Source organism: Deinococcus aetherius (genome assembly GCF_025997855.1).
Lineage (GTDB): Bacteria > Deinococcota > Deinococci > Deinococcales > Deinococcaceae > Deinococcus > Deinococcus aetherius.
The window spans coordinates 165832-190377 of record NZ_AP026561.1; the positions used below are offsets into that span (position 1 = coordinate 165832).

The following is a 24546-nucleotide window of genomic DNA, read 5'->3' on the forward strand; positions in this document are numbered from 1 at the left end:
CTCCCCCACACGAGGACAGCATGGACCAGCGGGTCACAACCAACTCGGCGGGGCGCACGCTCGCCTGGGTCCTGCGGGGGCTGGGCGCGCTGCCGCTGCTCGCCTATCCCCTGGTGCTTCCGGCGAGCCTGATGACCCTGGGCACCTCCGACCCCAACTCGCCGCCCGCCGCCCTCGTCGCGGTCAAGCAGGCCTTTTGCTGGGGCTCGCTCGCCTACCCGCTGGTGTATGTCGGCGGCCTCGCCCTCGCCGAGCGGGCGGCCGGGCGGGGCGGGGCGCGCGGCAACGTGACCTGGAGCGCGCTGCCCCTGCTGTACATGCTCGGCCTGGGCGTCCTCTTTCAGGCGTGGGGGGCGCTCGACCGGGCGCGCTGAGGTCTTCCGGTCACCCCCCCGGCGAACCCTTCCACATGAAGGGGAGGCCCGCACGACCGCCGGGCCTCCCCTCTGCTGCCTGGTCCGCCTCACCCCACCCGACCCCGCGCCCACAGCCACAGCCCCCCGAACACGAGGGCGGCGAGGCCCGAGCCCAGCGCCACGAGGTTGCGCACCAGCTCCACCGTCTTGACCTGGAGGGGGTAGAGCCCCCGCTCGCGCAGGTACACCTCGCTGACCAGCCGGGCGCCGTCCTCGCCCTCGCCGGGGAGGAAGGCCGCCGGGTCGCGGATGATCATGAGCTGGGGCGAGCCGATGGGGGTGCCCGGGCTGTCCCCCTCGCCGAAAAGGGACGCGGCGGCGTTGGGCTCGACCCGCTGCACGAGCGCCGCGTCCCGGGTAAGAAGGGCGCTCACGGCGAAGCTCAGGAGCAGGGCGACGAGCGCGAGGAGGGCGAGCAGCCCCGCCGCGCGGCGCAGGAGGGGCAGGCGCGTGGGCCGGACGAGACGCATGGGCGCGGGCGCCTTACCCGTCGCTGGCAATGAAGCGCACCGCGAGGGTGAGGTCGTTGCTCACGCGGCCCGCGTCGATCTGGCCGTGCTTGACCCCGAAGTCGCTGAGCTTGATGTTGAAGCGGGTACTCACGGCGAGGACATTGCCCTTGAACCCCGCCGCCTTCGTCGTGTCGTTGGCGGCGGTGTAGCGCACGGTCGCCTCGGTCGTCAGCGGCCGGGTCACCCCGTTCATCGTGAGGGTGCCCACGATCCGGTAGCGGTCGCCGCCGAGGGGGGTGACCCGCGTCGCCGTGAACTTCACGTCAGGCGTCTTATCGAAGTTGAGCCACTGCGAACCGCGCATGTGCCCGTTGCGCGCGGCGATGCCGGTGTCGATGCTCGCCCCGTCGATGATGACCGTGCCCCCACCCGCCTTCGCCTGCGGGTCGAAGGTGAGGCTGCCCCGGACCTTGTTCGTGCGGCCCGTGAAGTTCTCGACCGCCGTCTCGCTCTCGACGGTCACGACGTTGACGTTCTCGGAGGAGGTCGCCACCTCGAACTTGACGGGCGCGGCGGCGGCGAGGGGAAGGGAAAGCGCGGCGAGGGCGAGGAGACGCAGGGCGTTTGTGTTCATGGTTGCTCCCGTGACAGGAAGAAGGGTTCAGGCGGTGAAGGCGAGCCGGGTGCCGAAGGGGTCGCGCACCTCCAGGGTGCCGCCCGCGTGCGAAGGTTCGGTGAAGGAGACGCGGCGCAGCCGCAGGCGACCCGCGAGCGCGTCCAGGGCCTCCGCGTCCGGGAGGTGGAGCCAGACACGTTCGAGGTGCGCGCTGCCCCCCGGCGCGGCCTCCCCGCCCAGGCTCTGCCAGGTGTTCAGGCCGAGGTGGTGGTGGTAGCCGCCGACGGAGACGAAGAGGGCCCCCGGCCAGCGGCTCACCACGTCGAAGCCCAGGGTGCCCGCGTAAAAGGCCTCGGCGGCGCCCAGGTCCGCGACGCGCAGGTGGACGTGCCCCATCACGGTGCCGTCCGGCAGCCCGGTCCAGGGCGCGGGCGGTCCGGCCTCCAGCAGCAGGCCGGGGAGGTCGATGGGGTCGCCCGCCATCCGCACCTCGCCGCCCACCCACCGCCACTCCCCGCGCGGGCGGTCGCGGTAGACCTCGATGCCGTGGCCGTCGGGGTCCTGGAGGTAAAAGGCCTCGCTGACGAGGTGGTCACTCTGCCCCAGCCGCACCCCCAGCCCGCCCGCGTGCCGCACGAAGCGGCCCAGGTCGGCGCGGGTGGGCACGAGCAGGGCGAAGTGGTACAGGCCGGGGCTGGAGCGGGGAGCGGGGGCCGCGCCCGGAAGCTCGCGCAGGGCGAGGAGCGTGCGGCCCCCCACCCCCAGCCGCGCCGCGCCGTCCCCGGCGGCGAGGACCGTCAGCCCCAGCACCTCCCGGTAGAAATCGAGGCTGCGCCCGAGGGAACCCACCGTCAGTTCGACGTGGTGGAGGGTGAGGTCGGGGTGGAGTCGGGGGGCGGGGAGGAGATCGGGCATGGGCACCTCGGGGAGAGGGGGGTGGAGTCAGGATCGCTCGCCGTCAAGGTACAGGGCCCCCTCCCGGGCCGGAATGGCCGAAGCGGACGGGGGCATGTCATTTCTTCCAGGCGTCGCGGAAGTCCTGCGGGGGCACGCCGACCGCCGCTTTGAAGGCCCGGCTGAAGGAGAAGGGGTCGGCGAAGCCCACCCGGGCGGTGACCTCCTTCACGCTGAGGTCAGTGAAGCTCAGGAGCCTGCGGGCCTCCAGGATCACCCGGTCCTGGATGAGCCCCTTGGCGCTGCGGCCCAGGGCGGCGTTCGTCGCGCGCGAGAGCCGCCTGGCGGACACGTTCAGGCTCGCCGCGTAGTGGGCGACGTCGTGGTGCAGGGCGAAGCTGTGTTCGAGCCGCTCCAGGAAGCGCCCGACGACGCCGGCCTCGGCCGCCTCCTCCCCGCCGAGCCCGGCGGTCACAGTGCGGCGCACGAGCACGAGCAGGGCTTCGGTCAGGGGCCGCAGCAGGCTGAAGTCCCCGCTCTCCTGCGCCCGCCCGTACTCCCGCTCGGCGAGGTCGAGAACGCTCTCGGCGGCCCGCTGCACCTCGGGGGCCACGGGGTAGGTCCGGTCCCCCTGCGAGTAGTTGAAGAGCAGGCGGCCCACCTGCCCCGTGGGGGTGCTGCCCAGCAGGTCCTCCGTGAAGGAGATGGCGTGTCCGTTCAGCCCGCGCATCTCCCGGAAGGCGTGCACCTGCCCCCGCGCGACCAGGGACACGCAGGGCCCGCGCAGCTCGCCCACCCGTCCGTCGATGGTGTGCGTCCCCGTGCCCGAATGAATCCAGATCACCTCCTGGAAGTCGTGGCGGTGGGGGCGGAAGGTCTCCCCGGGGCTCGTCGTCCGGTTTCGGATGGGCATGACCACCAGGGGTGGCCTGCCATACCCCGCGAGGGGAACGTAACGAATGACCGTCGGGGACGACATACGTCCTCACGGTGCCACAGACGCGGATTAGGCGGCTGAGCCGTTCGCCCGCCGCCCGTGCCCTGCCCCGCCACCCAGGGCGGAGAGCAACAGCGTGTCATGCCCCGCGCCAGCGAAGCCCGCCCACCGCGCGGAGGGCAAACCTCTTCGCCCTGACTTGCCCACTTGCGCGGCAGAGCGGGGCGCCGGACCTGATGATCCCGGCCCTAGGATCGCCCCACCCGCCCCTGCAAGGCCGCCAGCACCCGCCCGTACGACCCCGGCAGCAGCCGCGCGAGGAGGTCGAGCACGGCGGCGTCCGACCCCACGAGCACGCGCGGCTCCCGGTGCGCCACCCCGGCCAGGATCACCCGCGCCGCCCGGGCGGGGTCCATCCGCAGCAGTCGCTCGAACTCCCGCTGCCCCGCCCCTGCCTCGGCGGCGCCGACCCCCGAGCCGAGGCGGGCATTGCGGGCGATGTTCGTCCTGATTCCGCCCGGGTGGACGGTCGTCACGCCCACCCCGCGCCCGGCGAGTTCGTGCCGCAGCACCTCCGAGAAGCCGCGCACCGCGAACTTGCTCGACGAGTAGGCGCTCTGCCCCGCCGGGCCGATCAAGCCGAAGAGGCTGGAGACGTTCACCACGTGCGAGTCGGGCGTGGCGAGCAGCGCGGGCAGGAACGCCTTCGTCACGGCGACGACCGCCCGGAAGTTGATGGTCATGACCCACTCGAATTCGTCGAGGGTGAGCTGCTCGAAGCTGCCGCTCAGCGCCACGCCCGCGTTGTTGATCAGCAGGGTGAGGCCCCCGTGCTCGCGCAGCACGTCGTCGGCGAGGGCAGGAATCTCGTCAATACGGCTCAGGTCGAACCCGTGGGTGGTGATCTTGAGGTCCGGGTACTGGGGGCGCAACCGGGCGACGAGGGTTCGCAGCCCCTCCTCGTCCCGGTCGATCAGGGCGAGGTGGCTGCCGCGCGAGGCGAGGTCAACCGCCAGTGCTCGCCCGATCCCGCTCGCCGCGCCCGTCAGGACGGCGGTCCCGCCCGCGTACTCGTAGGGCCGCACGGTCAGGCGCTCCGGGAGAGGGGTGGCAGGGGGCGGGGGCTCAGCCAGGCGCGGTACAGCGAGGGGTCGAAGCGCCGCAGGGTCTGCCGGAAGCGGGCCGCCCGCTCGGGCCACAGGGAGGAGTTGCGCCCGTTCGCGTCGATGTACCAGCTCGTGCAGCCGCCGACGTTCCACACGGAGTTCTGAAGTTTGCCCTGAAGGATCTCGCTGTACTCGGCCTGCGCCTCGGGGCGGGGCTCGATGGCGAGGAGGTGTTCGCGCCCCAGGTACTCCAGCGCCGCCACGATGTAGTCGATCTGCGCCTCCATCATGTAGACCATGCTGTTGTGCCCGAGCCCGGTGTTCGGCCCGATGATCAGGAACAGGTTGGGGAATCCTGCCACCGCCGTCCCGTGCAGCGCCTCCATGTGCGGGTCCCAGACCTCGGCCAGAGACCGGCCGCCCCGCCCGAAGATGCGCCGGGCGATGGAGGGCCGCGTCGCCTCGAAGCCCGTGCCGCCGATGAGCACGTCGAACTCGCGCTCCTGGCCGTCCGCCGTGACGATCTTCGGGCCCCTGACCTCCGTAATGGCCTCGGTCACGAGTTCGACGTTGGGCTTCGTCATCGCCGGGTAGTAGTCGTCCGAGACGAGGATGCGCTTGCAGCCCAGGCGGTAGTTCGGGGTGAGCCTCACGCGCAGGGCGGGGTCGGGCACCTGCGCCTCCAGGTGCTTGTGCCCGGCCTCCTCCGCCAGCTTCCTCACCCGCTCGTTGGTGAAGGTCAGGAAGCGGGCCTCGGCCATCCCGAAAATCCACTGCCGCGAGAGACGTTGCAGGCCGGGGTAGCGGCGGAAGAGGTCACGGCGGCGTTCACTCGTCTCCGTGTCCATCCGGGGCATCACCCAGGGGGCCGAACGCTGGAAGACGGTGAGCCTCCCCGCCACCTTCTGTAGCTCGGGGATGAACTGGATGGCGGAGGCGCCCGTGCCGATCACCGCGATCCGCCTGCCGTCGAGGTCAACGGAATGGTCCCACCCCGCCGAGTGGAAGCGGGGGCCCGCGAAGCTCTCCAGCCCCGGGATGATCGGCCACTTCGGCTCGACGAGGGGACCGTGCCCGGAGATCAGGACGCGGGCGGTGTACTCGCCCTGGTTCGTCCGGATGCGCCACAGCCCCTCGCCGTCGTCCCACTCCGCGCGCTCCATCTCGTGCCCGAAGCGGATGTGCGGTCGCACGCCGAAGTCGTCGGCGACCTGGCGCAGGTAGGCGAGGATTTCGGGCTGGCGGGCGTAGCGGTGGCCCCAGTCCGGGTTGGGGGCGAAGGAGAAGGAGTAGAGGTCGCTCTTCACGTCGCAGGCGCAGCCGGGGTAGGTGTTGTCGCGCCAGGTGCCGCCGACCTCATGGGCCCGCTCGAAGATCAAGAAGTCCTCTATGCCCCGGCGCCGAAGGTGGACGGCCATCCCCAGCCCCGCGAAGCCGCTGCCGACGATGGCGATCTGATGGTGGGTGCTCACGCTGGAACCTCCTGCAAGAAGTCGAGGACGAGGCGGTTGAACGTGTCCGCCCGCTCCAGTTGGGGCATGTGTCCGGTGTCCCTGAAGAGGTGGGTGCGGGCGTGGGGGTGGGACTTCCGCGCCGCTTCCAAGAGCCGTGCAGGCAGGATCACGTCGTGGTCCCCCCAGATGATGAGCGTCGGCACCCCCTGCCGGACGAGGCGTTCCTGCAACTCCTCGCGCCACGCGGCCTTCGCCCCGCGCCAGTCGCCGAGGTCGCGCAGCACCCGCAGGAAGGCGCGGGCGGCGTGTGGCTGGCGCGAGAGGTCGAGGGCCCGCGAAATGCGCTCCTCCGTGGCGAAGGTCGGGTCGTGGAAGAGGGAGCGGACGGTCTGGCGGGCGTTGCGGGCAGTGGGCCGGAGGAGCAGTTCGCCCAGACGCGGCACGGAGAGGGCCCGCAGGACGGCGGCGACCTCCCGCCCGAAGCCCGCGCTGTTCACCAGGATCAGGGCTCGCGTGCGCTCCGGATAGGCGACGGCGAACCGCTGGGCGACCGCCCCGCCGAGTGAATTGCCCATCAGGGCGACCGGTCGGGTCTCTCCCACCGCGTCGAGAAAGTGCGCGGCGAAGCGGGCCAGTCCCCCCAGGGAATACGGCACGTCCGGCTTGTCGGTGTACCCGAAGCCGATCAGGTCGAGGGCGTAGACCCGGTAATGCTCGGCCAGGGGCGCGATGTTCGCCGACCAGTCCTCCAGGCTGCGCCCGATGCCGTGCAGCAGCAACAGGGGCGGGCCGTCGCCCTGAACGACGTACCGGGTCCGAACGCCGCCGACCTCGGTGAAGGTGGGGGCGGGGTGGACGGCGGGGGCGGAGACGGGAGCGGTCATGGCAGGCCTCCAGAGGACGACGGGATTGAGGTTTTCCCAGTATGCGAGCCTTTGCTCGTGTTCTCAACTCGCGTTTGGGGTTCCACCCTACGCTGGGGAAGGTGCGGCGGGGCGCCCTTTTTGCCGCCACTCCCTCGCCTCCACAGGGGCAAGGCTCGCGTTTTCCCCTCCCCACCCCCTATCCTCCCGACATGACCTCCCGCCCGCCGACGCGGCGTGCCCCGCAGCAGGAGCGCAGCCGCCAGATGGTCGCCCGGCTCCTGGGCGCCGCCGCCCGGCTGTTCGCGGAGCGGGGGTACGAGGGGACGACGACGAACCACATCGCCGAACACGCGGGGGTGTCGGTGGGGTCGCTCTACCAGTTCTTTCCCGACAAGGCGGCGCTCCTCGCCTCCCTCCAGGCGACGTGGACGGGGCAGCTGCGGCTCGCCCTCGACGCGGTGCTGCGGGACGCGGCGAATCAACCCCTGGAGGACGTGATTGACCATGTGCTCGGGGTCCACACGCGGCTGAACGCCGACCCGCCCGGCCTGCTCGGGCTGCTGCTCGTCACGCCCTCGGCCACGTCGGAGCAGGAGAACGAGACGGTGAGGGCGGAGGTGCAGGGGCGGCTGGAGGGGATTCTGGAGGTGCGCGCCCCGGGGCTGGGCCCGGAGAGGCGCTCGGCAGTGGCGCGGATGAGCATTCACATCACCAATGGCCTGTACGTGCTCGGGGGGTCGGGCGGGGGAGCCGACCCCGCCGTCCGAGAGGAGGTGAGGGCCGCCCTCCTCGCCTACCTGCGGCCCATCGTGCGGGGCGTGGGCGAGGACACGCCCGGGGGCTGACGGCGCCCGCCCGTGACCACCGTGGCAACCCCCGCCGCCGCGATGACCGCCATTCCGACCAGGGTGAGCGCGTCGGGAACGTGGTGGAAGACGACCCAGCCCAGCAGCCCCGCCCACAACAGTTGCAGGTAGGTGACCGGGGAGATCAGGGAGGCGGGCGCGTAGCGGAAGCCCAGGGTCAGGAAGAAGTGCCCCACCCCTGCCGTGAGCCCGAGCGACAGGAACAGCAGGACATAGGTGAGCGTGAGCCCTTCGCCTCCCCAGAAAAAGGGCAGAAGCCCCCCGAAGATCAGCGTCCCCACGAGCGCCGAGTTGAACAGCAGGGTCAGGGGTTTCTCGGCGCTCAGGGTGCGCGACATGAGCTGGTAGCCGGTGTTCGACAGGGCGCCGAGCAGGGCGAAGACCACCCCGAGCGCGTCGAGGTTCCCCGTAGGCCGCGCGATCAGGAGAACGCCCGTGAACCCCAGCACGGCGAGCATGGCCCGCAGGGGCGTGAGGCGCTCGCCGAGCAGCGGCCCCGCGAGCAGCACCACCAGCAGCGGGGAGATGAACACGATGGCCGACGCCTCCGCCACGGGAAGGCGGTGCAGCGCCAGCCCCACGAACAGGCTCGTCGCCGCGAGGCACAGCGAGCGCAGGGCCACGGGGGCGGGGCGTGCGGGCGAGACGAGTTCCCGGCCCATCCTGGGGGCGAGGATGGCCGTCATCAGCAGGAACTGCACCGCGTAGCGCGTCCAGGCGACGAGCGGCACGGGGTAATGCGCGGTGAGGTACTTCGTCGTGGTGTCGAGACAGGCGAACAGCAGCAGGGCGACCCCGTAGAGGGCCACACCGCGCAGCGGGCTCTTTCCCGTGGCCGCCGGGGTGCCGGTGACGGCGCTCAAGGGCGAGGGCTCCGCTCATCTGGGCCGGGCAGGATGGGGGGTGAACCTACGGAGACCGTCTGCATCGAAAGACCTCGCGGGACGCTGGAAGGCGGGGCCCGGAGCCCCGAACCCGCCTACCCTAACAGCGCCGGGAGGGCGGCGCCACAGCCCGTTCGCCAGTGACGAACATCTGGCTTCCGCCACGCCCACAGAATCTCTATCGTGGGCCTGACCATTCCCCCTCCGCCCCGGCGTGCTCCGCGCCGTTCCCAGTGGCCTCCCCTGCCCGGGGCGCCGGTCAAAGGAAGCTGCCATGTCCACCCCCAGCACCCCCTCTGCCCCCGCCTCCCGCTTCGTCACCGTGGGGGACGTGACCCTGCATGTCCGCCGGGAGGGCGCCGCGACGGGCCTCCCCGCCGTCGTCTTCCTCAACTCGCTCGGCAGCGACCTGCGCATCTGGGACGAGGTGGTTCCCGCCGTTGCCGGGAGACATCCTGTGCTGCGCTACGACAAGCGCGGGCACGGCCTCTCCGACGCGCCCGCCGGGCCGTACTCCATCGGGGACCACGGCGGGGACCTCCTCGGGCTGCTGGACGCTCTGGGGATCGAGCGGGCCGTGCTCGTCGGCGTGTCCGTCGGCGGGATGATCGCGCTGGACCTCGCCGCGCGGGCCCCGGAGCGGGTGGCGGGCCTGCTCCTGTGCGACACGGGGGCGCGGATCGGGACCCCCCAGACGTGGGAGACGCGGATCGCGGGCGTGCGGCAGGAGGGTCTGGGTGCCATCGCGGACGGCATCCTCTCGCGCTGGTTCACGCCGGAGTTTTTCGAGACGCGGCCGGGCAACGTGCGGGGATGGCGCAACATGCTCACCCGCATATCGGCGGACGGGTATGTCGCCACCTGCGAGGCCATCCGGGACGCGGACCTGCGCGATGCAGCCCGGAGTGTCCGCGTGCCCGCCGCCGTCCTGTGCGGTGACGCCGACCTCTCCACCCCACCCGAGGTGGGGCAGGAACTCGCCGCGCTGCTGGGGGCGCCCTTCCACCTCATCGAGAACTGCGGGCACCTGCCCTGTCTGGAGCGGCCAGCGGAGGTGGCCCGGCATCTGCTGGCCTTCCTCGACAGGCTCTTTCCACCGCCGGACGACCGCTACGAGCAGGGGATGCGGGTGCGGCGCTCGGTGCTGGGGGACGTGCATGTGGACCGGGCCACGGCGGGCGTCACCGACCTCGACCGGGACTTCCAGACCTTCATCACCGAGTACGCCTGGGGCGGGCCGTGGTCGCGGGGACACTTCGACACGCGCACCCGGCACCTGATCACCCTGGCCCTTCTCGCCGCCCTGCCGCGAGAACACGAACTCGCCATGCACCTGCGGGCGACCGGGAACACGGGCGTGAGCGAAGCGGACCTGCGTGAACTCTTCTTCCACGTCGCCGTCTACGCGGGGGTGCCCGTCGCCAACCGCGCCCTGGGGCTCGCCAAACAGGCACTCGCCGAAAGGAATGACTCATGACCGCCGACCAGCCGACCGACCGGCCCCGTCCGCGCCTGCGCACCCTCGACCCGGCCGTCCACCCCGCCTACCTCCACGAGGCCTACACCAGCAGCGTGAAGCGGGCGCCCCACGAGTTGCTGATCCCCCTGCCGCACACCCTGGCGGACGACACCGGGCCCGTCTTCGGCGTAGGCCGCATCCAGCCCGACGACAACGACACCACCCGCAACGCCCGGGTGAACGGCGAGCCGCTGGGTGAACGCATCATCGTGCGGGGGCGGCTGCTCGACTCCTCGGGGCAGCCGGTGCGCGGGGCATTGATCGAGACGTGGCAGGCGAACGCGGCGGGGCGCTATGTCCACACGCGGGACCAGCACGCGGCGCCCCTCGACCCCAACTTTACGGGGACGGCGCGGATGCTGACCGACGAGGACGGGGAATACCAACTCGTCTCCATCAAGCCCGGCGCGTACCCCTGGCGCAACCACCCCAACGCCTGGCGCCCGGCGCACATCCACTTCAGCGTGTTCGGCCGGAACTTCTCGCAGCGCCTCGTGACCCAGATGTACTTCCCAGGCGATCCCCTGCTCGCCTACGACCCCATCTACGGTGGCATCCCCGACGAGAAGGGGCGGCGGCGGCTGATCTCGCGCTTCGACCTGAGCCTCACGCAGCCCGAGTGGGCGCTGGGCTACCGTTTCGACCTCGTGCTGGGGGGCGACGCGCAGACGCCCTGGGAGGAGGCGCACTGATGCCGCTGAGCCCCGAGACCTCCAACATCCCCGCCGAAGACTTCGGGCCCTCGCCCAGCCAGACGGTCGGGCCGTACTTCCACCAGGGGCTCGTCTTCGGGCAGGGCCTCGTCCACGGGGAGGAGAACGTGATGGTCTCCCCCACCAGCCCGGCGGCGGGCGAGCGCGTCACCCTGCGCGGGCGGGTGCTCGACGGGGACGGCCAGCCCGTGCCGGACGCCCTCGTCGAGGTGTGGCAGGCCGACGCGAACGGGCGTTACCCCCACCCCGCCGACCCCGAGCACGCGCAGGCCGACCCGCACTTCCGGGGTTTCGGGCGCTCGGACACGCGGCGTCCCGGCGACACGTTCGTCTTTCACACGGTCAAGCCGGGGGCCGTCGTCCGGCCCGGTCAGCCCACCCTCGCCCCACACCTGCAACTGTGGGTGGGAATGCGGGGCCTGCTGACGCACACCATGACGCGCGTTTTCCTCGGGGACGAGGACAACTCGGCGGACCCGGTGTTTGCCAGCATTCCGGCAGAACGGCGGCACACCCTCCTCGCGCGGCGGGAGGAGACGCCGGGGGGGACGGTGTACCACTTCGACATCCGAATGCAGGGGCCGGACGAGACGGTGTTTTTCGATGTGTGAGGCGGGGGCGTGAGCTTCACTCCCCTCGACTCCACCCTGTACGGCCCGTTGTTCTCCTGCCCGCCCGTCTCGGAGCTGTTCAGCGATGCCCGGCAACTGGGATACATGGTGGAGGTGGAGGCAGCGCTGGCAGCAGCCCAGGGTCGCCTCGGCGTCATCCCCGCCGGGGCAACGGAGGCAATCACACAGGGGGCGGTCACGTTCCAGCCCGACTTTTTAAAGCTGCGAGAGGGGGTCGCCCAGGACGGCTTTCCCATCATCGCCCTACTCGCCCAGCTTCGCGCCGCTCTTCCCGACGAGGCCGCCGAGTTCGTCCACTGGGGCGCGACGACGCAGGACATCATGGACACGGCGCTCGTCCTGACGCTGCGGGACGCGCTGGAGGTGATGGAGGGGTCACTGCGGCTCCTGATCGAGCGGCTGGCCGGGCGGGCGGACGAGCATCGCCACACCCTGATGGCCGGGCGCACCCACTCGCAGCAGGCCCTGCCCATGACCTTCGGGCTGAAGGTGGCGGGGTGGCTCGCGCCCCTGATTCGTCACCTCCAACGCCTCCGGGAACTCCGCCCGCGCCTCCTCGTCGTCCAGTTCGGCGGGGCGGCGGGGACGCTGGCGGCGCTGGGGGGAGACGGGCTGCGGGTGCGGGCGGAACTCGCGCGGGAGTTGCGGCTGGGCGAACCGCCGCTGCCCTGGCACACCGGGCGAGACAACCTCGCCGAGCTGGCCGGGTGGCTCTCGGGCGTCACGGGCAGCCTGGGCAAGCTGGGCCAGGACATCATCCTCCTCGCCCAGTCGGAGGTCGCCGAGGTGCGCGAGTCGGGCGACCGGGCGCGGGGCGGGTCGAGCACGATGCCGCAGAAGAGCAACCCCATCGGAAGCGAACTCCTCGTCGCCGCCGCCCGAATGAACGCGACGCTGCTCTCCGGGGTCCACCAGGCGATGATTCAGGAGCACGAGCGGGGCACCCACGGCTGGCAACTGGAGTGGCTCAACCTGCCGCAGATGGTCGGGCTGACGGCGGCCAGCTTGGAGCGGGCGGCGGGGCTGACGGCGGACCTCTTCGTGGACGAGGCGCGGATGGAGGAGAATATCCGGCGGTCCGGCGGGCTGATGATGGCAGAGGCGATCACCTTTGCCCTCGCCGGGCCCCTCGGGCGGCAACGGGCCAAGGCGCTCGTGAAGGAGGCCGTGCCCGTCGCCATCCAGGAACGCCGTCCCCTCGTGGACGTGCTGCGCGAGCGGGTGGACGCCCCCGTGGACTGGGATGCCCTCACCGAGCGGCACTATCTGGGGACGACGAACGACATGATCGACGCGGTGCTGAAAAGCGCCGCCGAACACACCGGGAGAACTCCGTGACTCAAGCCGACAAAACAGCCATCCAAGCCCAGGACCTGCAAGACCGTGACGTGGTGATCGTCTCTGCCGTGAGAACTCCAGTCGGGGCGATTCGCGGTTCCCTCTCCGCCGTCCGCCCGGACGACCTCGCCGCCCTCGTGGTGAGGGAGGCGGTGAGTCGGGCGGGCGTTCCCGCCGATCAGATTGAAGAGGTCATCCTCGGCTGCGCCAACCAGGCGGGCGAGGACAACCGCAATGTGGCGCGCATGGCCGCCCTCCTCGCCGGATTGCCCGAGACGGTGGCGGGGCTGACCGTCAACCGCCTGTGTGCCTCGGGCCTCTCCGCCATCAACACCGCCGCCCGCGCCATCCGCAACGGGGACGGGGACGTGTATATCGCCGGAGGGGTCGAGAGCATGACCCGCGCGCCCCTCACCATGCCCAAGGGTGCCCAGCCCTTCGCCAACGGCAACGTGACCGTCTACGACACGACGCTGGGCTGGCGTTACCCCAACCCCGCGATGGAGGCGATGTTCCCGCTGGAGGCGATGGGCGAGACCGCCGAGAACATCGTCGAGCGCAGCCGGGAGGGGACCTACGCGGGCGGCGAGATCACCCGCGAGGACCAGGACGCCTTCGCGCTGGAGAGCCAGCGGCGGACGGTGTGCGCGCTCAACGGGGGGTATTTCAAGGACCAGATCGTCCCCGTCGAGATCAAGGGCCGCAAGGGCGTGACCCTCTTCGACACCGACGAACATCCCCGTTACAGGCGCGAGGGGGACACCTTCACGCTGGCGACGGACGAGGCGACCCTGGCCGGACTCAAGCCCGCCTTCCGCAAGGGCGGCACCGTGACGGCGGGGAACGCCTCGGGGCTCAACGACGGGGCGGCGGCCATCGTCCTGATGAGCGCCGCGAAGGCCCGCGAACTCGGCTTGACGCCCCTCGCCCGCTGGGTGGGCGCGGCGTCGGCGGGGGTGGACCCGCGCGTGATGGGGCTGGGGCCGATCCCCGCCACCCGCAAGCTGATGGAGCGGCTGGGCCTGGACGTGGCGGACGTGGACCTCGTGGAGCTGAACGAGGCGTTCGCCGCGCAGGGAATCGCCTGCATCCGCGAGCTGGGGCTCGATCAGAGCCGGGTCAACGTGAACGGCGGCGCCGTCGCCCTCGGTCACCCGCTGGGGATGAGCGGGGCGCGGCTCGTCGTGGCGCTCACCCACGAACTCGCGCGCCGGGGGGCCAGGACCGGGCTCGCCACCCTCTGCGTCGGGGTCGGGCAGGGGGAGGCGGCGCTGATCGAGCGGGTGGAGGCGTGAAGCGCGTTCCCGTCGTCAGCGCCCAGGAGGCCGCCGCGATGGTGAGGAGCGGGCAGACCCTCCTCGTCGGCGGCTTCGGCATGACCGGCAATCCGGTCCACCTCACCCACGCGCTCGCCGAACTCCCCACGAACGACCTCACCTACGTCGCCAACAACGTCTCCGAGCCGGGGCTGGGGGGTGGGCGGCTGCTGCGCAACGGGCAGCTCAGAAAGGCGGTCGGCTCCTACTTCACCTCCAACCCGGAGGCGGTCAAGGCGTACCAGGCGGGCAAGCTGGAGGTTGAGCTGTTGCCGCAGGGCACCCTGGCCGAGGCCGTGCGGGCGGGCGGAGCCGGGCTGGGCGGCTTCTACACCCCGACGGCCGCCGGGACCGTCATCGCCGAGGGGGCCGACACCCGTGTCCTGAACGGGCGGGAGATGGTCTTCGTGCCCGGCATCCGGGGGGACGTGGCCTTTATCCGGGCGTGGCGGGCCGACCGTGCTGGCAACCTCCAGTACCGCCTCACCGAGCAGAACTTCAACCGGGCGATGGCGACTGCCGCCGACCTCGTGATCGCGGAGGTCGAGGAGATCGTGGAGGTCGGGGAGATTCCGCCCGAGCATGTCCACACGCCGGGGCTGTACGTGGACTATCTGGTGGAGGCGCGGCTCAGCCTGGACGACCTCGGCTCCAGCGCCGACGTGAAGGGCAGCGGTAAGAAGGTGGACGAGGCGCGGATGCACATAGCCCGCCGCGCCCTCCGCGAACTCCGTCCCGGCGACGTGGTGAACCTCGGCATCGGCATTCCCACCCTGGTCGCCGACCTGATCACACCGGAGCACGGGGTCAACCTGCACACCGAGAACGGGATGCTGGGTGTGGGGCCCGCGCCCGAGGACGGCGGCGCGATGGAGTACCCGGTGAACGCGGGCAAGATTCCCGTCACCGCCCTGCCCGGCGCGAGTTACTTCGACTCCGCCGACTCCTTCGGGATGATCCGGGGCGGGCACGTGGACGTGGCGGTGATGGGCGGCCTCCAGGTGGACGAGGCCGGGAATCTGGCGAACTGGGCGGTCCCGGGCAAGCCCCTCCTCGGTGTGGGCGGCGCGATGGACCTGGCGAGCGGGGCGCGGCGGCTGATCGTCACCATGACGCACACCGACCCGGACGGCACCCCTAAGATCGTCCCCGAATGCACGCTGCCCCTCACGTCGCGCGGCAGCGTGGACATGGTGATCACCGACAAGGCGGTCTTCGAGTTCCTGGACGGCGGGCTCACCCTGACCGAGTTGATGCCGGGGGCGACGCTCGACGAGGTGCGGGCGGGGACGAGCGCGAGGTTCGCGGAGCGGCTGAACGTGGAGTGAGGCGGAGGGGATCGCGGGGGCTTGTGGTGGCCTCTTCGACCCGCGTTCCGTGCCTGCGCCCGGCCGTCCGGCGGGTGGCAGCGGGTAGTGTGAGGAATGCCGCCCGACTCCACCACGCTCGTTGTCCACGACCCGGAGCAGGCTGCTTTTCTGGTGGACGCCACGCGCAAGCGGCTCCTCGCCCCCTTTCTCGGCCGGGAGCGAACGGTGCGCGAGGCGGCGGTGGAGTTGAGGGAAAAGCCCAGCGGGATGAGCTACTGGGTGGGGCGGATGCTCGACCTCGGCCTGCTGCGCGAGGCGGGCACCCGGAGGGAGCGGGGCAGGTCCGTCCGGCTCTACCGCTCGGCGGCCGACGTCTTTCACATCCCCTTCGAGGTCATCCCCGGCGACGCCTTTCTGCTCGCGCGGCAGCAGACCTTCGGCCCACGCTGGGACGCTTTCCTGCACAGCGTCGCGCGGGTGTGGCAGCAGCATTTTCCCGACGGCCACGCGACCTTCGCGCGTGACGAGTTCGGCACTCCCCGCACCGAGTTTCGCCTCCCGCCGCTCGACCCCGTCCGGGAGGCGAACCCGGAGCCGATCATCCTGAACACCTGGCGGGCCCTCCCACTCGACACCCAGGCGGCGGTCCGCCTCTTCAACGAACTCACCGACCTCCGCGAACGCTACGAACGCGAGGCCCACGAGCGCGGTTACCCCCGCACCTTCCTCCTGCACCTGGGCCTGGTCGAGGAGGCGCGGTATTAAGCAAGAAAGGCGCGCCGCCGCGTCCCCAACCCATTCCAGGACGGCCCTCCCGGCTTCATGAACGGCAGGGCAACTCACGACCCCCCTTCCCTGCGGTGAGCGCGTCCCCTCGCCCGGCCAGGGCACCTGAACCTGCCCCATTTTACGGCCCGGTCTAGAGACCCCGACGGGCTGAGAGGCTGGGGGCCGCCTCGCCTTCCCCGTGACCTTCATCCAGCTTTTATCGTCGCGCGTGCGTGCATCCACCGGCTCAACCCGTGCGTTGTGTGTGGGTGAAGGCGGCACGGCGGGAGCTGCCCTTTCCAAATTCACCCCGCACGGGAGATACCATGTCGAACTCCATTCGCGTTCTGAGCCTGACCGTCCTGTCCGCCGCCCTGGTCGCCTGCACGCCCAACCTGGCCGTGCCCCAGCCCAGCGAGGCGCCCCGGGGCCGCACCGTGTACGGCGTGAGCAGCGCCAACCAACTCGTGCGCTTCGGCAGCGAGAATTCCGGCACCAGCCTCACCACGCGGGCCATCACGGGCCTGGGGGGAGGCGAGAGCATCGTCGGCATCGACTTCGGCCCCGGCCCCGGCCCGTCGGCAGGGCTCCTGTACGCGGTGGGCAGCTCCAGCCGTATCTACACCCTGAACCCCGAGACGGGCACGGCGACGCCGGTCGGCACGGCGCCTTTTACCCCGGCCCTGAGCGGAACGTTCTTCGGGGTGGACTTCAACCCGGTGCCCAACCGGATGCGGACGCACAGCGACGCCGAGCAGAACCTGCGCCTGAATCAGGAGACGGGGGCGCTGGCGGCGGTGGACGGCACGCTGCGCTATGTGGACGGCGACGTGGCAGCCGGGCAGAACCCCGCCCTCGTGGGCACCGCGTACACGAATTCGGTGGCGGGCGCGACGAGCACGACCCTGTTCGCCCTCGACGCGGCGCGCGACGCCCTCGTGATCGTCAACCCGCCGAACGAGGGGCTGCTGAACACGGTGGGTGCCCTGGGCCTGGACATCTCGGAGAACGCGGGCTTCGACATCACGCCGCAGGGCACCGCCTTCGCGGCCCTGACCCCGGTGGGCGGGGGGGCCTCGACGCTGTACACGCTCGACCTGAAGACCGGGCGCGCCTCCGCCCTCGGCGCGGTCGGCGACGTCACCCTGCGCGGCATCGCCGTCGCCCCCTGACGTGCGCCGGGTGGGCGGCCCTGTCCCCACCCGCGCCACCTCCTGAGCCGCTCAAGCCTTTCGCCGCCGCCACCCACGCTCCCGGAGGTTTTCCATGTCCCTGCATCCCCGACTGTGGTTCCGTTCCGTCCTCGCCGCCTCGCTCGCCCTGTCGCTCGCCGCCTGCGGTGCGGGCGTCCCCACTCCTCAGAACGAGGCACCGACCGGCCGCGTCACAGACGCCGAGGTCACCTCGCAGGGTCTGCTGGACTTTCTGGTGGGACCGACCACCACCGATGCGCGCGACGACGCCACGGCCACCGAGACCGGGCGCACCATCCTCATCCTGGTGCTGGGCAACGACCGGGGGCGCAACCTGAGCGTCGCGGCGCTCGGACGGGCCGCGAACGGCACCGTCACCCTCGACGGGGCGCGGGTGCAGTACCGCCCGAACGACGGCTTTACCGGCACCGACACGTTCACGTACACGGCGGCGGGCGAGCGCGGCCAGGACACCGCCACCGTGACCGTGAACGTCCTGCCGCGCAATCCAGAGGCGCCCACCGCGAACGACGACACCGCCCAAACGGCCGCGAACACGCCCGTCGGCATCGCCGTGCTGGCGAACGACACCGACCCGGACCGCGACCCCCTCACCGTGCTGAGCGCGTCCCAGCCCGCCAACGGCACGGCCGAGGTCGTCTTCAACGGCTTCACCGGGCGCTCGGAGGCCGTGAAGTACACGCCCAACCCGGGCTTCACCGGCACGGACACCTTCACCTACCAGATGAGCGACAGCGACGGTTTCAACGAGGGTGACGGTGGGGACACCGCCACCGTCACCGTCACCGTTCGCTAGCCGGGAGGGTGGGGAGGGCGGCACCGATCTGCCGCCCTTTCCATGCCTTCTGGGGGAGGGCCGCCCCCTGACCACCGCGCCGTTTAGGATGAAGCCGCCCAGGATGAACACAGACATGGAAGAGGCTTTGCTCGTTCGCCTCGGGCGCGGCGACGAGCGCGCACTGGACGAGCTGTACGCATTGCTGAGCGGCAAGGTGTTCACCCTCGCGTGCCACATGCTGCAAAGCCGGGAGGAGGCCGAGGAGGTGCTGCAAGACACGTTCCTGAAACTGCACCGCCACGCGGGGGGCTACCGCCCGGAGGGAGACTCGGCGCGTGCCTTCGTGTACGCCATCGCCCGCAACGACTGCCTGTCGCGCCTGCGGGCCCGCAGGAGCCGCCCGGTGGCGGGCGAGTGGGACGTGCATGATCCCGCCACGCCCCTGAGTGCGCCGCACACCGACGCGCTGCACACCGCGACCGTGCGTCAGGCGCTCGGCCAGCTCGCGCCCCCCGACCGCGAGTTGCTGGAGGGGTCCTTTTTTCACGGGTACAGCCACCCCGAGCTGGCCGAGCGCAGCGGTCTGCCGCTGGGCACCGTGAAAAGCCGCCTGCGCCGCGCGCTGCTCAGCCTGCGCGACTACCTGGGGGACCCGTGAGCGTGCCGCGCGAACTCCTGGCCGGGTACGTGCTGGGCACCCTGGAGGCGGACGAGGTGGCCCGCGTGGAGGCCGAACTGCGCGTGTCGGGTGAGGCGCGCTCAGAGGTGCGCGCCCTGCGCGCCGCCCTGTTCGGGCTCGCGGACGACCTGCCGGAGGTGCCCGCCCCGCCCGGCGGCTTGGAGCGGCTGCGCGCTCGGCTGAGGAGCGAACGTGTCCCCGCCCCCCGCGTCCGGCCTACTCCACGCCCCCCCGGCCAACCCCAGCCCCGCCTCTGGGCGGGCGCCCTCGCCGCGTGCCTCGTCCTGCTGGTGGGCCTGCCGCTCAGCTGGCAGACGTACCGCACCTACGAGGGTGCCCTGGCCGACACCCAGCGCCTCACGCGCTTTCTGGCCGAGCGCGATGTGCGGCGCGTCGCCCTGCGCGGCGAGGGCGGGCAGACCCTCGGGAGCGTGCTGCTGGCCGGGGGCCGGGCGCTCTTCGTTCTGGCGAAGGCCCCGGGAGCAGGCCAGGCCTACCAGGCCTGGGGGCACAGCCACACCGACTGGAAGCCCGGCAGCTCCGAGCGGCTCGTGTCCCTGCGCGTCGTGCGTGACGAGGTGTTCGAGGTGGGCACCGGCGAGTTCAGCGCCCTGTACCTCAGCCTGGAACCGGCGGGCGGCAGCGCCCAGCCCACCCGCCCGCTCAGCCGGGTGTCGTTGAGCGGCGCGGCGCAGGCGGACGCGCTGGTGATCTCGCAGCCTCCCGGCGGCGCGGTGCTGACCCGGCCGAGCGTGATCGTGAGCGGCACGGTGCCGGGGGGAAGCGCGCAGGTGCGCTACGCTCTGAACGGGAATCCCCCGGTCACCACGGCTGCGGCGGGCGGTCGCTTCACATTCACGGTGGGCGGGTTGCGTCCGGGCCGCAACGAGATCCGGGTGGACATCCCGGGCGTTACGGGCACCGATCCGCAAACGGTGGTCGTGACGTTCAGGCCCGAACGCTGAGACCTCCAGGAGGAGCATGAGCCACCGTTTCCGCCACCCCTTGCCCCGTGCGTCCCTCACGGCCCGGCGCCTCCTGTGCGCGCTGGTCCCCGCGCTGCTCGGCGTGCCCCTGGCCCTCACGGCGCCTGCCCCCGCGACGCGGGTGCTTGCGGTCAGCAAGCCGCCCGCGCCCGTGTTGCCGAGCGACCCGGCGCCGGGCCGGCTGTTCGGGTCGCCGGACGACCTGTCCTCGGCCCGCACCCTCTTCACCACGGCGGGTGGCCCACGAGACCTGGGGTACGTGGTGTTCGGCGGCGGCGACGCCTACATCACCTTCGACGACGGCCCGGACGCGCGGGCGCCGGGCGGCTTCATGGTGGTGCGGGCGCTGGGCGGGCGACCCGGCGGGCACTTCGACGCCGGGCGGGACCGCTGGCTGAGCGGGCCCCGCGCCGCCCTGCAACAGCCCAAGGACCTGGAGCTGGCTCCGACCCGCCGCGCCGTGATCGTCGCCGACTTCGGGGCCGCGAACGTCAAGGTGTTCGACATGGCCGCGCGCGGGGACGCGGCGCCCCGGTTCGTGGCCGCGAACCTCGGCGCCCCTGGACGCCGCCCGTGGGGTCTGGCGTACGACGAGCGCGCCGACCGCCTGTTCGTCGGGGCCACCGACGGCACGCTGCTCGTGTACGACCGGTTCCTGGGCTCCAGGGGCGGGGCGGGGCCCAGCCGCACCGTGATGCCCACGCTCCGGGGCGAGGGGGTCAGCGCGAACCTGCACGACCTCGTGTACGTCCGCGAGCGCGACACGGTGATCGTGCTGGATGTCGGCCCCGCCACTGAGACGAACCAGGCGGGCTTCGACACCGACGGCAGCCTGCTCGTGCTGCGGGGCGCCAGCCGGGCGAGCGGCCGCACGCCCGCGCACCTGCGTGTGCGCGGACCGGCCTCGCAGCTCGGCAATCCGGTGGGCCTCACGCTGGACGGCGAGCGGGTGTTCGTGGCCGAAAAAGCCCGCGACGTGGTGCTGCGCTTCGACGGTCTGCTGACCCTGGCAGGCGACCGCGACCTCGCACCGAGTGCGGCGGTCAGCGTGATCGAACCGGAATCCGTGGCGCTGATGCCCGGCCCCCCGCGCCCGCGTTGACGCTGGCCCCCGCCCGGCTCCTCCGGGGAGAACGTCCCCTGGGGACCGGCCCCTGACGATCAGGGAGGGCCTCCCTTCCACCCCTCAGGGCAGCGCGAGCGGCGGAAACCTCAGTGGCCCGGCCTGCGGGGACCGGCAGGGGGTCGCCGTGAAGCTCGCCCACCTGCACGTTCCCCGCAGGAACGCGGATAAAGCCGTAGCGCACGCTCGTCTCCCCGCCTGCTCAGCAGGAGCACGACGTGGCCGCCCAGGGAACCGCTCGCCACGGTGGCCTGTCCGCGCAGGGCCCGCAACTTGGCCGGGTTCGGCCGGTCCCAGCGCACCGGGCGCTCGAAGGGGCCGCCCTCGCCCATCCGTTTCGCGGTGAGGTTCGGGAATCACGTCCGCCCACGTGCCGAACGGGCCCCGACCCCTCCGTGCCAGGAGGCGGTGCAGCAGGCGGCCGAACGTTCAGGCCACCTGCTCAGCCAACGCGCTTTGCCGGGGTTGAGTCGTCAGAACCTGGCCCATTCAGCGCGAGTCGTCCACCGGCCCCTGCGGGGTGAAGAGGGAATCGCTCTCGGCGGTCTGCCCCTCGTCGTCGCCCAGGTCGAGGGGCTTGCCGAAGTCCTCCCCCACCCCCTCGATCCGCAGGGCGTAGTTCGGGGCGAGGCCGTCCAGGTGGTCCTCCCGCACCGTCCAGAAGACGTCGCCGCGCACGTGGTTGTGGGCGTAGCGTTTGGCTTCCAGAACGTCGCCGAACTCGCGCTGGAACTGCTCCACGCCGCCCTGGTCGCGGACCTCTATAGTCAGTTTGTAGGGCATGTCGTCTCCTTTCAGGCTCAGGGCGTGAACACGGCGCGCACCATGCCGTCCTCCTTGTGCTTGAACATCTGGTAGGCGCGCGGGCTGTCTTCCAGCGAGAAGCGGTGGGTCATCAGGTACGAGGGGTCGAGTTCGCCCCTGACGGCGTGGTCGAGGAGTCGCGGGAGGTACGCCTGCCCGTGCTGCTGGGCGGTGCGGACGGTCAGGCCCTTGTTCATGACCACGCCGAGCGGGAACTTGTCCATCACCCCGTACACACCGACGATGGAGAGGATGCCCCCCTTGCGGCAGGCCATGATCGCCTGCCGGAGCGCCTGCCCCCGGTCGGTCGCCAGCCGCAGGGTCTGCTTGGCGCGGTCGTAGAGGTACCCCGGCCCGAAGCCGTGCGCCTCCATCCCCACCGCGTCGATGCAGGCGTCGGGGCCGCGCCCGCCCGTCATCTCGTGGAGGACGGCCAGCACGTCGGAGTGTTCGGCGTAGTTGATCGTCTCCGAGCCCACATGCTCGCGCGCCATTCTCAGCCGCTCGGGAAAGCGATCGATGCCGATGACACGCTCGGCGCCCATCAGGAAGGCGCTCTGCTGGGCCATCAGCCCCACCCCGCCGCAGCCCCACACCGCCACAATGTCGCCGGGCTGGATGTTGCAGAAGTCGGCGGCCATGTACCCGGTCGGCGCGGCGTCGGAGAGGAAGAGCGCCTGCTCGTCCCGCAGTCCGTCGGGAACGTGGAAGCAGCCCACGTCGGCGTGAGGAACGCGCATGTACCCGGCGTGCGAGCCCGCGTAGCCGCCGAAAGCGTGGGTGTAGCCGTACACCGCGCCCGTCGGGTAGCCCCCCAGCAAGGGAGCCTGGAGTTCCGCGTTCGGGTTGGTGTTGTCGCAAAGCGAATAGAGGTCCTGCTGGCAGTACCAGCAGTTCCCGCAGGAGACGAAGGAGGGCACGACCACCCGGTCGCCCTTCTTCACCTTCTTCACCTCGGGGCCCACCTCCTCCACGATGCCCATGAACTCGTGCCCGATCACGTCGCCGGGGCGCATGGAGGGGATGTACCCGTCGATGAAGTGCAGGTCCGAGCCGCAGGTGGTGGACATCGTGATCTTCAGGATCACGTCATGGGGGTTGACGATCTCGGGGTCGGGGACGGTCTGGACGCGCAGGTCGTTCACGCCCTCCCAGCAGAGTGCTCGCATGGTGGCTCCTTAGACGCTCACTCGCGCGGAGGGGTTGCGGTCGAGGGTGGGAATCTCGCCCGTCTCGGCGAGGCTCTTGAAACGGCGCAGGGCGTCTCCCACGGCGAGGGAGGGGAGTTGCCTGAGGACCGCTCCCGCCGGACCACCGGGGACGAGGCCGGGCGGCGGCTGGAAGCGCATTCGCAGGGTGACCTCGGTGCCCCGGTTCCCCGGCGCGGGGCGCATGGTCAGCTCGCCCTCGTTCGGCAACTCGGCGCCCGGCATCGACTGCCAGCGCAGGAGTTCGCCGGGGCGGCTCTCGATGATCACGGCGTCCCACTCGAAGGTGCGCCCGCCGGGAAGGGGCATCCGCCAGTGGGCGTGGTTGGTGTCGGTCGGCGTAACTTCCGCGATGTGGCCCATGATCCGGGTCGTGTTTTCGGGGTCGCGCCAGATGCGGTACAGCTCGTCCGCCTCCCCCCCGACGGTGACGACGCGCTTGCCCTCCAGCGCCCCGCCGCCCTGGCTCTCCTGCCGCCCGCCGAGGGTTCGGTACAGCAACCACCCCCCGCCCGCTGCCATCAGGACGCCGCTCCAGCGCAGGCGCCTCAGGCTGACCGTGAGGAGCGCCCCGCCGAGGAGCGCGAGGGCGAGTTGCTGCCGCTGCCTGGGGTCGGGTTTGATGATCTCCGCCTGCACCGCCGCCAGCACGTCCCCGACTCCGGGCGTGTCGGGTCCTCCCCCGCCGAGCGGGCCTCCTGCGTCCATGTGGCTCCCTTCCGGCTGGCTGGGGACCGAACCCTCACCGGCCTCGTCATTGATGTCTGGTGGCGGACTTCCGAAACGCGGGGCTTGCCAGCGGTTGAACTGCCAAGAACGTATTCGGGTGGCGTGGGCGGGTCAACACGCGGGGCCGTGGCTCAAGTCTTGACCAACCCGGCCGCGTGTCCTTCCGGGATGGGCTGAAGGGGGCGGGAAGCCGGGTTGAGGGACTTCTCACCCGGAGCAGGGAGGTTCAATGGCGGGCAGCGAGCCGGTACGGACGGTTCAGGCGCGATTCCAACCGCCTGAAGAGACGGGCCGCGACGTTCGAGAGGAGGAAATAGATCAGGCCGATGGCGAGGTAGAGGGGCACGGGCTGGTAGGTGACCGACACCAGACCACGCGTGGTGAGGAGCAGCTCGGTCACGGTGATCACGCTGGCAAGGCTCGAATCCTTGAGCAGGCCGATGAACTGGTTGCCGAGCGCGGGCACGGCGACGCGCGCCGCCTGCGGAACGAGGACGAGCCGCAGCACCTGGAGGGGCTTGAGGCCCAGGGCGCGGGCCGCCTCCGTCTGGCCCCGGTCCACGGCGTTCAGGCTGCCCCGGATGATCTCGGCGGCGTAGGCCCCGGTAAAGAGGCTCAGTCCCAGGACGGCAGTGTTGAAGGGCGAGAGGCGCAGTTGCGGGACGATCTGCGGCAGGGCGAAGAAGAGGAAAAAAAGCTGCACGAGTAAGGGCGTGCCGCGAAAGATCTCGATATAGACACCGGCGAGGGCACGCAGGGGCCAGACCCGCGACGTGCGCCCGAGAGCGCCGACGAAGCCCAGCGCGAGGCCGAAGACGCTGGCGAGCAGGGTCAGCGAGAGGGTGATCTGGGTGCCGCGCCACAGGGCACGCAGGACATCGGGGGTGAAGACATCGAACACGGTGGGGCCTCCACGGGAAACAAGACGGGGGCCGCAC

26 protein-coding genes are annotated in these 24546 nt (G+C 71.5%); 14 read left to right on the forward strand and 12 right to left on the reverse strand.

What is annotated here, in order from left to right; genetic code table 11:
- Window positions 1-20: 20 nt before the first annotated feature.
- Window positions 21-374: a hypothetical protein gene (locus DAETH_RS16985; protein WP_264777897.1), complete on the forward strand. Its 354-nt coding sequence runs from the start codon at window positions 21-23 to the stop codon at window positions 372-374.
- Window positions 375-463: 89 nt separating this feature from the next.
- Here the strand turns inward: DAETH_RS16985 and DAETH_RS16990 are convergent, their stop codons facing one another.
- The 7 genes from DAETH_RS16990 to DAETH_RS17020 all read right to left on the reverse strand — a co-directional run bounded on the left by DAETH_RS16990 (window position 464) and on the right by DAETH_RS17020 (window position 6759).
- Window positions 464-886, reverse strand: a complete 423-nt coding sequence (locus DAETH_RS16990) for a hypothetical protein (protein WP_264777898.1) — start codon at window positions 884-886, stop codon at window positions 464-466.
- Between the two features lie 13 nt (window positions 887-899).
- Entirely contained in the window at window positions 900-1502 is a 603-nt protein-coding gene (locus DAETH_RS16995; protein WP_264777899.1) for a YceI family protein, read from the reverse strand.
- Window positions 1503-1529: 27 nt separating this feature from the next.
- The gene (locus DAETH_RS17000; protein ID WP_264777900.1) at window positions 1530-2399 is read right to left on the reverse strand and encodes a VOC family protein; all 870 of its coding nucleotides are present in this window, start codon (window positions 2397-2399) and stop codon (window positions 1530-1532) included.
- Between the two features lie 97 nt (window positions 2400-2496).
- On the reverse strand, window positions 2497-3291 hold the full coding sequence (locus DAETH_RS17005; RefSeq protein ID WP_264777901.1) for a helix-turn-helix domain-containing protein: 795 nt from the start codon (window positions 3289-3291) through the stop codon (window positions 2497-2499).
- 272 nt (window positions 3292-3563) lie between these two features.
- Entirely contained in the window at window positions 3564-4400 is an 837-nt protein-coding gene (locus tag DAETH_RS17010) for an SDR family NAD(P)-dependent oxidoreductase (protein WP_264777902.1), read from the reverse strand.
- Window positions 4401-4402: 2 nt separating this feature from the next.
- Window positions 4403-5893, reverse strand: coding sequence for a flavin-containing monooxygenase (locus DAETH_RS17015; protein WP_264777903.1), 1491 nt, complete (start codon window positions 5891-5893; stop codon window positions 4403-4405).
- The gene (locus DAETH_RS17020) at window positions 5890-6759 is read right to left on the reverse strand and encodes an alpha/beta fold hydrolase (protein WP_264777905.1); all 870 of its coding nucleotides are present in this window, start codon (window positions 6757-6759) and stop codon (window positions 5890-5892) included. Before DAETH_RS17020 ends, DAETH_RS17015 begins: the two co-directional genes overlap by 4 nt.
- Before the next feature lie 191 nt (window positions 6760-6950).
- Here DAETH_RS17020 and DAETH_RS17025 point away from each other — a divergent pair, with 191 nt between their 5' ends.
- Window positions 6951-7586, forward strand: a complete 636-nt coding sequence (locus DAETH_RS17025) for a TetR/AcrR family transcriptional regulator (protein WP_264777906.1) — start codon at window positions 6951-6953, stop codon at window positions 7584-7586.
- Here the strand turns inward: DAETH_RS17025 and DAETH_RS17030 are convergent.
- Window positions 7535-8470 (reverse strand): DMT family transporter, encoded by a 936-nt coding sequence (locus DAETH_RS17030; RefSeq protein WP_264777907.1) that lies wholly within the window; start codon window positions 8468-8470, stop codon window positions 7535-7537. The genes DAETH_RS17025 and DAETH_RS17030 overlap by 52 nt on opposite strands.
- Window positions 8471-8765: 295 nt before the next feature.
- Here DAETH_RS17030 and pcaDC point away from each other — a divergent pair, with 295 nt between their 5' ends.
- The 12 genes from pcaDC (at window position 8766) to DAETH_RS17090 (ending at window position 20846) form a co-directional block, all read left to right on the forward strand.
- Window positions 8766-9968, forward strand: coding sequence for a bifunctional 3-oxoadipate enol-lactonase/4-carboxymuconolactone decarboxylase PcaDC (gene pcaDC, locus DAETH_RS17035; RefSeq protein ID WP_264777908.1), 1203 nt, complete (start codon window positions 8766-8768; stop codon window positions 9966-9968).
- Window positions 9965-10702: a protocatechuate 3,4-dioxygenase subunit beta gene (gene pcaH / locus DAETH_RS17040; protein ID WP_264777909.1), complete on the forward strand. Its 738-nt coding sequence runs from the start codon at window positions 9965-9967 to the stop codon at window positions 10700-10702. The genes pcaDC and pcaH overlap by 4 nt, the downstream gene beginning before the upstream one ends.
- Window positions 10702-11334 carry a protocatechuate 3,4-dioxygenase subunit alpha gene (gene pcaG / locus DAETH_RS17045; protein ID WP_264777910.1) on the forward strand — a complete coding sequence of 211 codons (633 nt, stop codon included), beginning with the start codon at window positions 10702-10704 and terminating at the stop codon, window positions 11332-11334. The genes pcaH and pcaG overlap by 1 nt, the downstream gene beginning before the upstream one ends.
- A gap of 9 nt (window positions 11335-11343) precedes the next feature.
- Window positions 11344-12693, forward strand: a complete 1350-nt coding sequence (gene pcaB, locus DAETH_RS17050) for a 3-carboxy-cis,cis-muconate cycloisomerase (RefSeq protein WP_264777911.1) — start codon at window positions 11344-11346, stop codon at window positions 12691-12693.
- A complete protein-coding gene (locus DAETH_RS17055) occupies window positions 12690-13988 on the forward strand; it encodes a thiolase family protein (RefSeq protein ID WP_319993757.1) in 1299 nt (432 codons plus the stop codon). Before pcaB ends, DAETH_RS17055 begins: the two co-directional genes overlap by 4 nt.
- Window positions 13985-15337, forward strand: coding sequence for a 3-oxoacid CoA-transferase (locus DAETH_RS17060; protein ID WP_264777912.1), 1353 nt, complete (start codon window positions 13985-13987; stop codon window positions 15335-15337). Before DAETH_RS17055 ends, DAETH_RS17060 begins: the two co-directional genes overlap by 4 nt.
- Window positions 15338-15433: 96 nt before the next feature.
- Window positions 15434-16084, forward strand: coding sequence for a hypothetical protein (locus DAETH_RS17065; RefSeq protein ID WP_264777913.1), 651 nt, complete (start codon window positions 15434-15436; stop codon window positions 16082-16084).
- A gap of 329 nt (window positions 16085-16413) precedes the next feature.
- A complete protein-coding gene (locus DAETH_RS17070) occupies window positions 16414-17259 on the forward strand; it encodes a DUF4394 domain-containing protein (protein ID WP_264777914.1) in 846 nt (281 codons plus the stop codon).
- Between the two features lie 94 nt (window positions 17260-17353).
- Window positions 17354-18097 carry a cadherin-like domain-containing protein gene (locus DAETH_RS17075; RefSeq protein ID WP_264777915.1) on the forward strand — a complete coding sequence of 248 codons (744 nt, stop codon included), beginning with the start codon at window positions 17354-17356 and terminating at the stop codon, window positions 18095-18097.
- 115 nt (window positions 18098-18212) lie between these two features.
- Window positions 18213-18737, forward strand: coding sequence for an RNA polymerase sigma factor (locus DAETH_RS17080; RefSeq protein WP_264777916.1), 525 nt, complete (start codon window positions 18213-18215; stop codon window positions 18735-18737).
- A complete protein-coding gene (locus DAETH_RS17085) occupies window positions 18734-19723 on the forward strand; it encodes an anti-sigma factor (RefSeq protein WP_264777917.1) in 990 nt (329 codons plus the stop codon). Before DAETH_RS17080 ends, DAETH_RS17085 begins: the two co-directional genes overlap by 4 nt.
- 16 nt (window positions 19724-19739) lie before the next feature.
- Window positions 19740-20846: an NHL repeat-containing protein gene (locus tag DAETH_RS17090; RefSeq protein WP_264777918.1), complete on the forward strand. Its 1107-nt coding sequence runs from the start codon at window positions 19740-19742 to the stop codon at window positions 20844-20846.
- A 510-nt stretch (window positions 20847-21356) separates the two neighbouring features.
- Here the strand turns inward: DAETH_RS17090 and DAETH_RS17095 are convergent.
- The 4 genes from DAETH_RS17095 to DAETH_RS17110 form a co-directional block, all read right to left on the reverse strand.
- On the reverse strand, window positions 21357-21650 hold the full coding sequence (locus DAETH_RS17095; protein WP_264777919.1) for a hypothetical protein: 294 nt from the start codon (window positions 21648-21650) through the stop codon (window positions 21357-21359).
- A 17-nt stretch (window positions 21651-21667) separates the two neighbouring features.
- Complete coding sequence (locus DAETH_RS17100; protein ID WP_264777920.1) at window positions 21668-22840, reverse strand: zinc-dependent alcohol dehydrogenase; 1173 nt, start codon at window positions 22838-22840, stop codon at window positions 21668-21670.
- Window positions 22841-22849: 9 nt separating this feature from the next.
- Window positions 22850-23587 carry an SRPBCC family protein gene (locus DAETH_RS17105; protein ID WP_264777921.1) on the reverse strand — a complete coding sequence of 246 codons (738 nt, stop codon included), beginning with the start codon at window positions 23585-23587 and terminating at the stop codon, window positions 22850-22852.
- A 247-nt stretch (window positions 23588-23834) separates the two neighbouring features.
- A complete protein-coding gene (locus tag DAETH_RS17110) occupies window positions 23835-24509 on the reverse strand; it encodes an amino acid ABC transporter permease (RefSeq protein WP_264777922.1) in 675 nt (224 codons plus the stop codon).
- Window positions 24510-24546 lie beyond the last annotated feature (37 nt).

What these genes read in the sequence shown, in the direction of transcription:
- DAETH_RS16985 (WP_264777897.1), top strand. Translation starts at nt 21, where the DNA reads ATGGACCAGCGGGTCACAACCAACTCGGCGGGGCGCACGCTCGCCTGG.
- DAETH_RS16990 (WP_264777898.1), bottom strand. Translation starts at nt 886, where the DNA reads ATGCGTCTCGTCCGGCCCACGCGCCTGCCCCTCCTGCGCCGCGCGGCG.
- DAETH_RS16995 (WP_264777899.1), bottom strand. Translation starts at nt 1,502, where the DNA reads ATGAACACAAACGCCCTGCGTCTCCTCGCCCTCGCCGCGCTTTCCCTT.
- DAETH_RS17000 (WP_264777900.1), bottom strand. Translation starts at nt 2,399, where the DNA reads ATGCCCGATCTCCTCCCCGCCCCCCGACTCCACCCCGACCTCACCCTC.
- DAETH_RS17005 (WP_264777901.1), bottom strand. Translation starts at nt 3,291, where the DNA reads ATGCCCATCCGAAACCGGACGACGAGCCCCGGGGAGACCTTCCGCCCC.
- DAETH_RS17020 (WP_264777905.1), bottom strand. Translation starts at nt 6,759, where the DNA reads ATGACCGCTCCCGTCTCCGCCCCCGCCGTCCACCCCGCCCCCACCTTC.
- DAETH_RS17025 (WP_264777906.1), top strand. Translation starts at nt 6,951, where the DNA reads ATGACCTCCCGCCCGCCGACGCGGCGTGCCCCGCAGCAGGAGCGCAGC.
- pcaDC (WP_264777908.1), top strand. Translation starts at nt 8,766, where the DNA reads ATGTCCACCCCCAGCACCCCCTCTGCCCCCGCCTCCCGCTTCGTCACC.
- pcaH (WP_264777909.1), top strand. Translation starts at nt 9,965, where the DNA reads ATGACCGCCGACCAGCCGACCGACCGGCCCCGTCCGCGCCTGCGCACC.
- pcaG (WP_264777910.1), top strand. Translation starts at nt 10,702, where the DNA reads ATGCCGCTGAGCCCCGAGACCTCCAACATCCCCGCCGAAGACTTCGGG.
- DAETH_RS17065 (WP_264777913.1), top strand. Translation starts at nt 15,434, where the DNA reads ATGCCGCCCGACTCCACCACGCTCGTTGTCCACGACCCGGAGCAGGCT.
- DAETH_RS17070 (WP_264777914.1), top strand. Translation starts at nt 16,414, where the DNA reads ATGTCGAACTCCATTCGCGTTCTGAGCCTGACCGTCCTGTCCGCCGCC.
- DAETH_RS17075 (WP_264777915.1), top strand. Translation starts at nt 17,354, where the DNA reads ATGTCCCTGCATCCCCGACTGTGGTTCCGTTCCGTCCTCGCCGCCTCG.
- DAETH_RS17080 (WP_264777916.1), top strand. Translation starts at nt 18,213, where the DNA reads ATGGAAGAGGCTTTGCTCGTTCGCCTCGGGCGCGGCGACGAGCGCGCA.
- DAETH_RS17090 (WP_264777918.1), top strand. Translation starts at nt 19,740, where the DNA reads ATGAGCCACCGTTTCCGCCACCCCTTGCCCCGTGCGTCCCTCACGGCC.
- DAETH_RS17095 (WP_264777919.1), bottom strand. Translation starts at nt 21,650, where the DNA reads ATGCCCTACAAACTGACTATAGAGGTCCGCGACCAGGGCGGCGTGGAG.
- DAETH_RS17100 (WP_264777920.1), bottom strand. Translation starts at nt 22,840, where the DNA reads ATGCGAGCACTCTGCTGGGAGGGCGTGAACGACCTGCGCGTCCAGACC.
- DAETH_RS17105 (WP_264777921.1), bottom strand. Translation starts at nt 23,587, where the DNA reads ATGGACGCAGGAGGCCCGCTCGGCGGGGGAGGACCCGACACGCCCGGA.